The 12661-nt window shown below is 72.1% G+C and carries 9 protein-coding genes; 1 reads left to right on the forward strand and 8 read right to left on the reverse strand.

Annotation, left to right across the window (positions count from 1 at the left end):
* Window positions 1-20 precede the first annotated feature (20 nt).
* Window positions 21-833 carry a TM2 domain-containing protein gene (locus tag WMF24_RS39215; protein ID WP_437732569.1) on the forward strand — a complete coding sequence of 271 codons (813 nt, stop codon included), beginning with the start codon at window positions 21-23 and terminating at the stop codon, window positions 831-833.
* A 270-nt stretch (window positions 834-1103) separates the two neighbouring features.
* On the opposite strand, the gene WMF24_RS39220 is transcribed toward WMF24_RS39215, so the two are convergent.
* From WMF24_RS39220 to WMF24_RS39255, 8 genes are all read right to left on the reverse strand, one after another.
* Window positions 1104-3254 carry a beta-galactosidase gene (locus WMF24_RS39220; RefSeq protein WP_437732570.1) on the reverse strand — a complete coding sequence of 717 codons (2151 nt, stop codon included), beginning with the start codon at window positions 3252-3254 and terminating at the stop codon, window positions 1104-1106.
* 160 nt (window positions 3255-3414) lie between these two features.
* On the reverse strand, window positions 3415-4938 hold the full coding sequence (locus WMF24_RS39225; protein WP_437732571.1) for an NADH-quinone oxidoreductase subunit N: 1524 nt from the start codon (window positions 4936-4938) through the stop codon (window positions 3415-3417).
* Between the two features lie 3 nt (window positions 4939-4941).
* A complete protein-coding gene (locus WMF24_RS39230; protein ID WP_437732572.1) occupies window positions 4942-7200 on the reverse strand; it encodes a complex I subunit 4 family protein in 2259 nt (752 codons plus the stop codon).
* 7 nt (window positions 7201-7207) lie between these two features.
* Window positions 7208-9811 carry an NADH-quinone oxidoreductase subunit L gene (locus tag WMF24_RS39235; protein ID WP_437732573.1) on the reverse strand — a complete coding sequence of 868 codons (2604 nt, stop codon included), beginning with the start codon at window positions 9809-9811 and terminating at the stop codon, window positions 7208-7210.
* A 210-nt stretch (window positions 9812-10021) separates the two neighbouring features.
* Entirely contained in the window at window positions 10022-10876 is an 855-nt protein-coding gene (yihA, locus tag WMF24_RS39240) for a ribosome biogenesis GTP-binding protein YihA/YsxC (RefSeq protein ID WP_437732574.1), read from the reverse strand.
* Window positions 10873-11211 carry a gamma-butyrobetaine hydroxylase-like domain-containing protein gene (locus WMF24_RS39245; protein ID WP_437732575.1) on the reverse strand — a complete coding sequence of 113 codons (339 nt, stop codon included), beginning with the start codon at window positions 11209-11211 and terminating at the stop codon, window positions 10873-10875. The genes yihA and WMF24_RS39245 overlap by 4 nt, the downstream gene beginning before the upstream one ends.
* Before the next feature lie 45 nt (window positions 11212-11256).
* The gene (locus tag WMF24_RS39250) at window positions 11257-12261 is read right to left on the reverse strand and encodes a Gfo/Idh/MocA family protein (protein ID WP_437732576.1); all 1005 of its coding nucleotides are present in this window, start codon (window positions 12259-12261) and stop codon (window positions 11257-11259) included.
* Complete coding sequence (locus WMF24_RS39255) at window positions 12258-12650, reverse strand: hypothetical protein (protein WP_437732577.1); 393 nt, start codon at window positions 12648-12650, stop codon at window positions 12258-12260. The genes WMF24_RS39250 and WMF24_RS39255 overlap by 4 nt, the downstream gene beginning before the upstream one ends.
* Between the last annotated feature and the right edge of the window lie 11 nt (window positions 12651-12661).

The raw sequence follows: 12661 nt of genomic DNA on the forward strand, positions 1-12661 counted from the left end.
GTCCGCTGGAGGAAACAACGATGAGCACGAGCGGTGGTGGGGTTCCGCCCGGAGGCGACGGCTGGGGGAACGGGGGCGGAAGCTGGGGAAACGGCGGCGGCTGGGGGACGAGCCCGCCAGGCGGACAGGGCGCGGCGCCCGGCGGCGGTGCGGCTTCGGCGGGCGGGGGATACCCGCCGCCGGGAGGTGGATACCCGGCTGCGGGCAGCGCAGGGTGGGGCTCGCCGCCGGGTGGTGGATACCCGCCGCCGGGCGCGGGATGGGGCCCGCCGCCCGGAGGGCCGGGCGCGCCGCCGGGGGGCGGTTGGGGGCCGCCGCCGGGAGGCTCGCCGCCGGGAGCCGGCTGGGGACCGCCGCCCGCATACGGCGGCGGGCCGCCGCACCCCGGCCCGATCCAGGGCACCTCGGACAAGGACCAGGCGACAGCCTTCCTGCTCGCCGTGTTTCTCGGGATCTTCGGCGTCGATCGCTTCTACCTCGGCCAGACGGGGCTCGGGCTCCTGAAGCTGCTCACGTGCGGTGGTCTCGGCTTCTGGACCCTCATCGACGTGATCCTGATCGGCACCGGATCCATGCGAGACGCCCAGGGCCTCGTGCTCAAGCGCGACGCCCCGGTCGGTCACCCGACAAGGAGCCAGTCGACGCTCTTTCTGCTCTCGTATTTCCTGGGGAGCTTCGGGGCCGATCGCTTCTACCTCGGCCAGACCGGGCTCGGCATCGCCAAGCTCCTGACGTGCGGAGGACTGGGCATCTGGTCGCTGATCGACACGCTCATGATCGGCATGGGCCGCTTCCGCGACGCGGAAGGCAACTCGCTGCGATTCGATCGCTGACGCTGGCCGCGCGCGACGCAGCGACCCGGACGAGAAAACCGCCAAGGGCGCCAGTAGCCCACCCAGCCATTCCTTCTCTCTCTCGCCTTGGCGTCCTTGGCGTCTTGGCGGTTCAAGCATTTCTCGCCCGAGAACCGCGCTCACGAGGCGACGATCACGACATCTTCAGCGCAGGTCAGCACCTGGAGCGCTCCCCGCCCCGGCGATCTCCGCATCTCCCTCGCCCCCCGGAACGCACCGAGCGAGCCTGGCTGGCTCGCTCGCCGCCGATCACTCCAGCGCGAGCATCCGCACGGTGCGGGGCATCAGCCGCACCTCCAGCGCCCCGCGGCGCGCCTCGAAGCGCGCGTCGTCCAGCACGTCGCGCGCGCGCGACGCGCGCACGGTGACGCGCGCCACCACGTCCGCGTCCTCGGGGTTCAGCAGGAAGAGCACCCGCGGGGTGCCGGACGCGTCCTCGTGCAGCGTGGCGAACACGGTGCTCGGATCACACGCGAAGGTCGGCAGGCCGAGCGCGTCGATGGCGCGCGACACGGCGCGGTCCGCGGCCGCGGGGTCGTCCTGGAGCAGCGCCGGCAGGTTCTGGCCGGGGGCGAGGAGCCGCTTCAGGTCGTAGGGCTGCGGGAGCTGGCGGAAGGCGCCGTCGAAGACGGGCTCGCGCGGGCCGAGCGTGATCAGCGTCCCCTGCCCCGCCGCCGCCTCGAGCCGCGCGAACAGATCGGGGCTCAGGCCGCCCGAGGTGGCGCAGATGATCCAGCGCGCGCCGGCGAGCGAGACGTCGCGATCCTCGCCGCCGACGTGGGCGTAGGGGACGCCGCGCCCGTCGAGCGCCTCCTCGAACGCGCGAACGAACGTGTCGGACTCCACCGCGAGCGGGTAGCCGAGGCCGAGGTCGTCCTCGAGGCAGCGATCGCGCGCGCGGAAGTTCAGGATCGAGAAGAACGCCCCGGTGAGCGGGCCGAACGCGTGCATCACGCGGTGCAGCCGGCGCTCGGTGCGCGGCGTGACGATGCGCACCGGCGCCGGGCGGCGGAGCGTGTGGAACGCCGTCGCCTCGAGGGCCGCGGAGAGCTTCCGCCAGAACGCGGCGAACGGGCGCGGGCGGCCGTGCGGATCGATCGGCGCGCCGATCCAGCGATCGCGCTCGACCGCCATGTAGATGTTGTACCCGCGCAGCCCGTAGGCGAGCGCCGCCATCATCACGAAGACGCTGTCCCGCTCCTCGAGCGGCGGGAAGAACGGCGGGAAGCCGGCGCCCATCTCGCACGCGAAGGGCGGCAGCGACAGCGCCTCGCAGCGCACGGCGAGCTCGCTCGTCCGGCGGGCGATGAGCTGGCGGCTGCTCTCGCTCGCGACGCTGTAGTAGTCGAGGCCGACGAGGTCGACGACGCGCGAGATGCGCGCCGGGTTGAGCGGCGTCGCCTCCTGCCCCATCGGGAAGTTGTGCATCGTGGGCAGCCCGTCGACGCCGGCCGCGGCGAGCGCCTTCGCGAAGCGGCCCATCGCCGTCTCGAGCAGGTGCTCGTGGAACTCGCTCCAGTCGAGGTGGCGCGCGAGATCGGCCGGCGTCTCGGCGTCGAACGCGACCGGCGGCGCGATCGTCGCGAACCGCAGGTCGATCTCTTCGGCGGGCGCGCGCTCGCGGCCGACCACGCGCAGGAGCGCCGCCCCGGCGTCCTCGGCGGCGGCGCCCTCGGGCGCGGGCTCCGCGCGGCGCGCGTACGCGCGCTGGAGCGCCTCGATGGTGCGGTACTTCTCGCGCAGGAAGGCGCGGTAGAGGGAGATCGCGTCCGGGTGGTAGTCCTGGTCGTACGCCCCGTCGCGGAAGTAGAGCGCGCCCTCGTTGTCGATCTGGACGAGCACGATCGGCCCGTCCGGGTAGAGGTGCGGCCGGAGCACCGGGCCGAGCGCGTGGAAGTAGCGGGCGACCTCGTCGTGGAAGGCGTCGCTCGCGTAGCTCGGCACCGGGAAGCCGAACGGCAGCATCGGGAGCACGACCGGGTTGTTGCGCGCCGAGCGGGCCTGACAGCTCGGGTCCCAGAGGATGCGCTCGGGGATGCCGAAGCCGGTGAGCTCCGCGTTGATGTGCGGGCCGGGACGGGCGATGACGTAGAAGCCGAGCTCGTGCGCGAGCCGGAGGAACGCGCCGACGTCGCGGCGCGGGTCGAGCCGGCCGAAATCGAACTGGCCCGGGCCTGTCTCGTGAACGGCCCATGGCACGTAGATGTCGATCAGGTGAACGCCGAGCGCGCGCGTGGCCTCGAGACAGGCGCGCCAGTCCTGCGGATCGAGCCGCCAGTAGTGCAGGCTTCCGGCGTACAGCGGGACCAGCTTGCCGCCGATGTCGAGGCCGCCCGGGACGAGGCGCACCCCCCGCGTGAAGCGTTCCTCTGGAGAGCTCGCGTCCTGCGTCGTCGCCACGCGCGCGCACACTAGCAAGGATCGCCCGGAGATCGATACCGCCGCGTGCGTTCCGGCGAGCGCGCCGGCCGGGGGCGACGGCCGGCGCCGCGCGCGGCCCGTGCGGTCCCGCGCAGCGCTCGCAGCGAGCGCCCCACGCGGCGCACGCAGGGCGGCGCGGTCAGCGGATGATCGTCAGCGAGCGGGCCACGAGATCGTAAACGGGCCCCCAGTAGATCCCGAGCAGCAGGGTCGGAACCGCGAGCGCGCACGTCATCGCGCCGAGGAGCCGCCGCACGGGCGTCGGCTCCGTGCGCTCGCCCTGCTCGAGGTACATCGCGCGGAGCACGCGCGCGTAATAGAAGAGCGAGATCACGCTGTTCACAACGCCGACCACCGCGAGGCCCCAGTTCCACGCGCCCCCGGCGGAGATCAGCGCCGAGAACAGGTAGAACTTGCCCACGAAGCCGACCATCGGCGGCAGGCCCGTGAGCGAGACGAGGAACACGGCCATCGAGGCCGCGACGAGCGGCGCGCGGCGCCCGAGCCCCCGGAAGGCGGAGAGCGTCTCGTCGCCGCCGCTCTTCTCGGCCACGGCCATCACCACCATGAACGCGCCGAGGTTCATGAAGCAGTACGCGACCACGTAGAACACGATCGCGGCGACGCCGGCGTCGCTGAACACGGAGAAGCCGAGCAGCATGTAACCGGCGTGCGCGATGCTCGAGTAGGCGAGCATGCGCTTCACGTTCTCCTGCCCGAGCGCCGAGAGGTTGCCGATCGTCATGGTCGCGACGGCGAGGCAACCGGCGAGCACCGGCCACGGCGTCTCGACGGCGGGCGGCGGGCTCGCGGCGCCGAGCGCGTCCCAGAAGAAGCGGACGAGCACCGCGAAGCCCGCCGCCTTCGGCCCGACCGAGAGGAACGCGGTCACCGGGGTGGGCGCGCCCTCGTACACGTCCGGCGTCCACATGTGGAACGGCGCTGCGCTGATCTTGTAGCCGAAGCCCGCGAGGACGCAGGCCGTGCCGACGAAGACGACCTCGGGCACCCTGCCCTGCTGCGCCGTGAGCTCGGCGACGCGGGCCGCGATCTCGCCGAGGCGCATCGACGCGGTGATGCCGAAGATCCAGCTCATCCCGTAGAGCATGATCCCCGACGCGACGCCGCCGAAGATGACGTACTTGAGCGCCGCCTCGCTCGACCTCGCGTCGTTGACCTTGAAGCCCGCGAGCACGAAGCTGATGACGCTGACGAGCTCGAGCGACAGGTAGATGAGCAGCAGGTGGCGGCTCGCCGCCATGAGGTTCAGGCCGAGCGAGAGCGCGAGGATCAGCGCGAAGTACTCGCCCGGCTCGCGCCGGAGCTCGGGCTCGACCCCCGCCTCCTTCGACGGCGGCACCGAGAAGAGCACGATCGCCGCGGTGACGAACGCGAAGATCACGCGGAACAGGTTCGAGAAGCGGTCGAACGCGAGCAGGCCGTAGAAGAGGTTCTGGGGCCCGGCGTCCCTCGCCAGGAAGTACGCGCCCATCCCGCCCGACCAGCCGAGCGCCGCGAGGCTGATGATCACGAGGCCGCCGAGCTTGAGGCGCGCCGGCGCCGCGAGGTCCCACGCGATGAGCAGCAGGACGGCGGCGACGAGGCCGAGCTCCGGCGCGAAGTACGGGAGGCTCTCCAGGTTGTCGAGGGTGCGGGTTTCCACGGCTTATCTGGCGCTGGCGAGGGCGCCCCGGCCCGCCGCGGCGCCCTGCTCCGGGGCGCGCGCGGCGCGGGCCGGCGCGGCGCTGTCCACGCCGGGCGCGCCGGCGATCTGGAACTGCCCCGGCCTGTCGACGAGGCGGTGCACCTCGAGGGCCCCGCGGTCGATGAGGCTGAGCAGCGGGCGCGGCCAGAAGCCGAGGAGGAGGACGAGCGCCGCGAGCGGCGCGATCGACGCGAGCTCCCGTCGGTTGATCTCCGGGAACTTCCCGCCGAACGGCTCGAGGTACTTGCTCTGCCGCCACGACGCGCGGAACGTGCCGAGGAACATCCGCTGGAGCGCCCAGAGGTGGTAGGCCGCGGTGACGATCACGCCGATGGCCGCGAGGATCGTGAGGGCGCGGTAGCGCGCGAAGGCGCCGATGAACGTCATCGCCTCCCCCCAGAAGCCGGACAGGCCGGGCAGGCCGAGCGACGCCATGAACGCGAAGCCCACGAGCGCCGTGTAGAGCGGCATCTCCGACGCGAGGCCGCCGAACCTGTCGATGTCGCGGGTGTGCACGCGGTCGTAGATCACCCCGACGAGGGTGAAGAGCATCCCGGTGATCAGGCCGTGGTTGAACATCTGGACGAGGCACGCCTGGATGCCCTGCGGCGTCATGGCGCCGAGCGCGAGCAGCGTGAAGCCCATGTGGCTGACCGAGGAGTAGGCCACGAGCTTCTTCAGATCGCTCTGCGCCATGGCGCAGAAGGCGCCGTAGAGGATGTTGACGACCCCGAACGCCGCCATGGCCGGCGCCGCCCACTGCGTCGCCTCGGGCAGCAGGGAGAAGTTGATGCGGAGGATGCCGTAGGTGCCCATCTTGAGCAGCACCCCCGCGAGGATCACGCTGATCGCCGTGGGCGCCTCCACGTGGGCGTCCGGCAGCCAGGTGTGGAACGGGAACATCGGGATCTTGATCGCGAACCCGACGAAGAGCCAGATCCAGACCACCTTCACCGCGTTGATGCCGAGGATCTCGAGCCCCTGCGCCGTCCATGCGACGCGCGAGAGCTCGGGGATCGAGAAGATGCGCTCTGTCGCCTGGCCGTCGACGAGGTAGGTGTGGCCGGCGTTCAGGTAGAACCAGATGAACGCGAGCAGCATGAAGACGCTGCCGGCCAGCGTGTAGAGGAAGAACTTGATCGCGGCGTACTCGCGCCGCGGCCCGCCCCAGATGCCGATGAGGAAGTACATCGGCAGGAGCATCACCTCCCAGAACACGAAGAAGAGGAACAGGTCGAGGGCGATGAAGACGCCGTACATCCCCGTGACGAGGAGGTTGTACATGGCGAAATAGCCCTTGAGCTGGTCGTTGATGCTGTAGCTCGCGAGGGCGCCGACGAACGAGATCAGCGCGGTCAGGAGGACCATCGAGATCGACACGCCGTCGACGCCGACGAAATACTCGACGTTGAGCGAGCGGATCCACACGCCGTGCTCGATGAACTGGTAGCCGTCGTTGCCGTCGGCGCGCGTGAAGCCCCGGTCGAAGTGGGCGTAGAGCCACCCCGCGAGGACGAGGTTCACGCCCATCAGCACGACGGTCATCAGCCGGAGCTTCCTGTCGTCCCGGAGGCGCAGGACGTGCGCAAGGAAGACGCCGACCACCCCGAGCAGCGGCAGGAACGTCAGGATCGAGAGGATGTGGTCGCCCACGAAGCCGAGCCCGCGCTCCGCGTGGATGCCCATCGCCAGGGTCTGCCCCGGCGCCGCCGCGCCGGACGCGGCGGCGCCGGCCGCGACAGCGTCCGACTCGACGACGACGTGCCCGTAGAGCTCCCGTGCGCGCGCGCCCGCTGTCTTCCACCGGACCAAGACCTTCCGGCTCGCGCCCGGCGCGAGGGTCGCCGCCGTACCGCCGCCCTCGAGCTCCGCGCTGACGCCCGGCGGGACGCGCGGGTCCTCGGGCGACGTGCGCACGATGACGCGCGTCACCTTGAGCGGCCCGTCGCCGCGGTTCTCGATGGTGAACGAGCCGGCGTGGTCCGGGCCGCTCGCGACGAGCTCGACCGGCGCGCCGGGCACCTCCGCGCGCAGCGCGATCTGGCCGCGCGGCCCGGTCGACCCCGGCGCCACGGGCGCCTCTGCCCGCGCGGGCAGCGCCGCCCCGAGCACGACGGAGAGCGCGGCCAGGAGGGAGATGAGGAGCTTCATCGTTGTGGCTCTGCCCGACCCCGCGAGGGCGAGCCCACGAGGCATGTTGACGAAGGAGAGGTTCGACATCCGCCGTTCACCGCAGGAAATAATGAACGATGCTGAACAAGGCGACGCCGCCAAGGAGGAAGTAGATGTAGCTCTGGATGCGGCCCGTCTGCAGGGAGCGGAGCTTCTCTCCCGCGCTCAGCGTGCCCTCGGCGACGACGTTCACGACGCCGTCGACGAGGTGCCGATCGATGGCGCCCGTGACCCACGCCGCGGCCCGGGACAGGACGGCGACCGCGTTGACGAGGCCGTCGACGATCCACCGGTCCATCTCGGCGAAGAAGAGGCGCAGCGAGAGGAACGCGCGAACCACGGTCGCGTCGTAGATCTCGTCGACGTGGTACCTGTTCGACAGGAGCCTGAAGCCCGGCAGCCGCCGCTCCTCCGCCTCCCAGCGCGCGGACCGCCGCTCGCCGTACCGGGCGCGGGCGACCGAGAAGGCGCCGATCGCGCAGGCGACGGAGACCGCCATCATCGCGAGCTCCAGCCCGAGCCCGTGGCGCTCGAACGACACGTCCGCGTGCGCGAACACCGGATGGAGCCACTCCTCCAGCAGGGGCTCGCCGTGGCCGCCGACGAAGTGGCTCGAGAAGCCGAACACGACGCCGGCGATCGCCGACAGGAGCGAAAGGACGGCGAGCACCCCGGTGATCGCCGCCGGCGACTCGTGGACCTTCTTCTTGATCTCCTTGTGGGCGTGGGGCCCCTCGAAGGTCAGGTAGTAGCTCCGCCACATGTAGAACGAGGTGCCGATCGCCGCCGCGAGGCCCATTCCGTAGATGAGGAGCCCCGGGATCGGGCCTGTGTTCTCGGTGCCGAACGCCTTCCAGAGGATCTCGTCCTTGGACCAGAAGCCGGCGAGGAACGGGATGGGCGCGGCGGTGATGGCGACACACGCCACCTGGTAGGCCCGCGCCGTGCGCGGCATGACGCGGCGGAGGCCGCCCATGTTGCGCATGTCCTGCGCCCCGGCCTCGTCGTGCTCCACGGCGTGCATCCCGTGGATCACCGAGCCGGAGCCGAGGAAGAGGCACGCCTTGAAGAAGGCGTGCGTCATCAGGTGGAACACGGCGGCCCAGTACGCCCCGACGCCGACCCCGATGAACATGAAGCCGAGCTGGCTCACCGTGCTGTAGGCGAGCACCTTCTTGATGTCGTACTGGAAGAAGCCGATCGTGGCCGCGAACAGCGCTGTCGAGGCCCCGACGAGCGCGACGATCCCGCTGGCGACGGGGCTCAGGGCGTAGACGAAGTTGAGGCGCGCGATCAGGTAGACGCCGGCCGTGACCATGGTGGCGGCGTGGATCAGCGCCGAGACGGGGGTCGGGCCGGCCATCGCGTCGGGCAGCCAGACGTACAGCGGGATCTGGGCGCTCTTGCCGGCCGCGCCCACGAACAGGAAGAGGCAGGCCAGCGTCACCAGCGCGACGCCGCCCCACACCGTCTTCGACTCGAAGGCATCCTTGAGGAAGGCCTTGCCGCCGGCGTCCTTGATGACGAGCTGGTCGTGGATCTCGCGGAACGTGACCGTCGACCCCACCGTCGCCACCACGACCTCCTTGCCCGGCTCGACGCGCATCCGCGGGATCTCGGCGATCTCGAGGCCGTCGCCCCCGATCACGGCGCCGTCGCCCGGCACGATCACCACCGAGTGCGCCCCGGCGTCGATCTCCTTGCGGATGAAGGGCGAGACGGCGAACGGCCGCGGGTTCGAGGCGAGCTGCGCCGCGTCGGCAATACCGAGGTACACGCGCGCGCCGGGGTGACCGGTGAAGGTGAGATAGCCCTTGGCGCCCGCGTGGACGCCGGCGTGGAGCGGAGCCCTGCGGTCCCCGGCCTTGCCCTTCGCCGCGTCGCGCGCGCCAGCGGAGGCGCCTTGATCGCCGTGCGACGCTGCGGCCACGGCGATGAAGCGGGCGCGGTAGTCGGAGAGGAACCGCCCGTCGTCGAGCCACCTGGCGCCGAGGCCCCAGAAGAGGAGCGCGACGCCGCACACGAAGCCCCAGTCGCCGACGCGGTTCACGACGAAGGCCTTCATGCCGGCAGAGGCCTTCTTGTAGTCGCTGTACCAGAACCCGATGAGCAGATAGCTGCAGAGGCCGACGCCCTCCCAGCCGAAGAACATCACGATGAAGTTGTCCCCGAGGACGAGGAGCAACATCGCGAAGACGAAGAGGTTCAGGTAGGTGAAGAATCGCCAGTACGCCGGCTCCGCCTCCATGTACGAGGCGGCGTAGACGTGGATGAGCGCGCCGACGCCGGTGATGATCAGCGCCATGACGCCGCTCAGCGGGTCCATCAGGAACGCGAAGTTCGCGTCGAGCGACCCGACGCGGATCATCTTCCAGGCGAAGCTGTAGAGGGCGCGCTCTTCCGGGGCGAGCCCGGCGAGCTTGACGAAGTTCGCGACGGCGAGCGCGAAGGCGCCCAGCATGGCGCCCACCGCGACGAGCGTGACGCCGAGGCTCCCGATGTGGAGCCGCCTCGACAGGTCGCGCCCGAACGCGCTCCGCTGCAGCGCCCGGCCGAACAGCGCGTTCACCGCCGCGCCGAGCAGGGGCAGGAGCGGGATCCACCAGAGCGGCGTCAGCGACGTGTGGACGTGCGTGACCTGGCCGGAGTAGTCGGGCATCGTACGGTCAGCCGGTGGGAACGTGGGCCGCCGCGCGCGTTCTGCGCTGAAAACGCCGCGGGACAGCGCAACTGTCGGCTCTGTTGACTCCCCCGCGAAGCCGGAGGAGCCGCACGTTTAATGAGGGCCGGAGGGCGGGTCAATACTTCCATCGGCTCCGGTCCGGTGCGCGACGCGCCGCTGTCGCGCGCGTCGCGCACCGCGCAGAGCTCATCCGTCCTCGTCCGTCTCGCCGCTGCTCGCCGCCTGTGCGTCGCTGCTCGCCGCCGGCGCGCCGATGCCGAGCAGCGTCGCGCGCCGGATCGTGAGCCACAGATCGCGCCTGCCCTCTCCCGTGATCGACGAGAAGCCGACCGCGCGGCGAAGCGCGCCCTCCGCCGTCCGCGGGGCCGCGGCGGCGAGCTGATCCAGCGCGCGCCGGAGCGACGAGCGGGGCACCTTGTCGACCTTCGTCGCGACGAGGAGCAGCTCCACGGGCCGGCGGGCGACGTCGCGCGACGCCTCGACGAAGCGGATGAGCTCGAGATCGTCCTCCTCGAGCCCCCTTCGCGCGTCGACGAGGAGCAGCACCGCGGCCAGCGTGACGCGGCCGCGCAGGTAGCCCTCGATCAGCGACGCCCACGCGGCCTGCTCGGCCTTCGAGCGCCGGGTGAAGCCGTACCCCGGCAGGTCCACGAGCTGGAACACCGCGCCGTCGCGCGCCCGCGCCTCGTAGAAATTGATCTGCCGTGTCGAGCCGGGGTTCGAGCTCGTCCGGACGAGCCCCTTGCGCTCGACGAGCGTGTTGATGAGGCTCGACTTGCCGACGTTCGATCGCCCCGCGAACGCGACCTCCGCGCTGGCGGGCGACGGGAGCGACGCGACCGAGGCCGCCCCGGCGACGAACGAGGAGTCGACGATCTGGAACGGATCGAGCTGCCGCTCGGCGCGCGCCGGCGGCGCTCCGTGCGCCTTCGGCGCGGCCTGCCCCTTCGACGCGGCGTGCGCCTTCGGCGCGGCGTGCGCCTTCGATGCGGCGTGCGCCTTCGATGCGGCGTGAGCCTTGGGTGCGCGGTGGGCGGTCACTTGGAGTGGGGCGGCTGGAACTGCGGCTTGCACTCGTCGCACTGGCAGAGCGAGCGCAGGTACCGGAATGTGTAGATGCCCGAGTCGTGGCGGTCGCCCCACGTGAACTGGAGCGCGTAGTTGCCGACCTGCTCGATCTCACGGAGATCCAGGTTGCCCCCGGGCACGAAGTTGATCGTGCCGCCGTGCCCCTGGCAGTTCGCGCACGGACAGTACCCGCGCACGATCTCGTGCGGAAGGACGCCGCGGTGCCCGTCGGCCCACTGAATCTCCATCACCCGCGCTCCGTGCGGCGCCTTGACCTGCGTGGGTGTGATCTTCGGATCCTGCGGCATCGTATCCTTCCAGCCGACGGCAGTACCACGCCGATCACCGCGCCGCTACCCCGCGGCGACCGCCCGCGCCTCGGCCTCGACGGGCGCGAGCGTCGCCTCGATCCGCTCGAGGATCCGCACGACCGCCGCGCCCTCGTCGAGCGGCGTCAGCGGCGGCGTGCGCTCCTCGACGCAGCGGAGGAAGTGCTCGATCTCGACCGCGAGCGGCTCGCGCCACGGCACCTCCAGCGCGTGCCCGGCCGGCGCGCGCGCGTCGCGCTCCGCGCGCTCGCCCGCCGCAGCCCCGCGGCCGTCGGCCCCGAGGCCGTCCAGCAGCAGCAGCCGGTCGGGCGCGCGCACGTCGTCGAAGACCGCGACGCGGGCGCTGCCCGCGATCCGGAGCCGCCGCTCCTTCGTCGGGCTCGACGAGCCGAGCTCGAGCTGCGCGGCGAGGCCGCTCGCGAGGCGCGCCTCCACCGTGACGCGCTCGCCGCCCGGCGAGAGGTGGCCCCGCGCCTCGACGAGCGGGCTCGGGTCGAGCGCCGCGAGCAGCGACAGATCGTGCGGCCCGAGCGTCCAGAGCGCCGCGGACGCCCCGCCGGTGCCCCCGGTCGACAGGCGCGCGGCGCTGAAGCTCACGAGCTCGCCGAGGCGCCGCTCGCGCGCGAGCGCGATGAGGTGCACGACCGAGGGGTGGTAGCGCAGCAGGTGGCCGACCATGCCGATCCGGCCGAGCGCCGCGGCGCGGGCGGCGCAGCGGTCCGCGTGGATGGCCGACAGGGCCAGCGGCTTCTCCACGAAGACGTCGGCGCCGGCCTCGAGCGCGCGCAGCGCGAGCTCGGCGTGGCTCGCCGCCGGCGTCGCGATGAGCGCCGCGTCCACGCGCGCCGAGAGCGCCTCGTCGAGCGTGCGCACGAGCCGCGCCCCCGGCGCGAGCGCGCCCGCCCGCGCGAGGCGGCCGCGGTCGAGGTCCGCCACCGCGACGACGCGCGCCCGCGCGCTCTCCGACAGCGCGCGGAGCAGCTTCTCCCCCCAACGCCCGCAGCCCACCAGCGCGACGCGGACGCTCACGGCGCCCCCGCCGAAGCGGCCGGCACGGAGGTGACCTCGCGCAGGATCGCCTCGCCCTCGCCGTTGCCCGGGTGGATCGACGGGCCGTTGATGTCGACGAGGAAGTCGTACACGAGCGGCGGCTCCCCCTCGATCGTCGCCCGCACGCGCACGTGCTGGAGGCAGGCCGACTCGGTGGACGCGCTCCAGACGGGCGCCTTGCCCGGGTGCCGCGCGCCGATCGCCTCCGGCGCGCTCCGGCCGCCCTCCGCGCGGTACTGCTGCACGACGCCGAGCGCCGCCCTGCGGTCCGAGGCGTTGAACCTCGACTGCACGCGGAGGACCACGCCGGCGGCGACGGCGCTTGTGCCCACGAGCAGCAGCGTCCGCAGCGCCTTGCCGTAGTCCATCCGCGAGCCGT

It is taken from the genome of Sorangium sp. So ce1335 (assembly GCF_051521615.1).
GTDB lineage: Bacteria > Myxococcota_A > Polyangia > Polyangiales > Polyangiaceae > Sorangium.

Bases quoted from the DNA above. Each gene is read 5' to 3' on its own strand.
- WMF24_RS39235 (WP_437732573.1), bottom strand. From the start codon at position 9,811: ATGCCCGACTACTCCGGCCAGGTCACGCACGTCCACACGTCGCTGACG.
- WMF24_RS39230 (WP_437732572.1), bottom strand. From the start codon at position 7,200: ATGTCGAACCTCTCCTTCGTCAACATGCCTCGTGGGCTCGCCCTCGCG.
- WMF24_RS39215 (WP_437732569.1), top strand. From the start codon at position 21: ATGAGCACGAGCGGTGGTGGGGTTCCGCCCGGAGGCGACGGCTGGGGG.
- WMF24_RS39255 (WP_437732577.1), bottom strand. From the start codon at position 12,650: ATGGACTACGGCAAGGCGCTGCGGACGCTGCTGCTCGTGGGCACAAGC.
- WMF24_RS39245 (WP_437732575.1), bottom strand. From the start codon at position 11,211: ATGCCGCAGGATCCGAAGATCACACCCACGCAGGTCAAGGCGCCGCAC.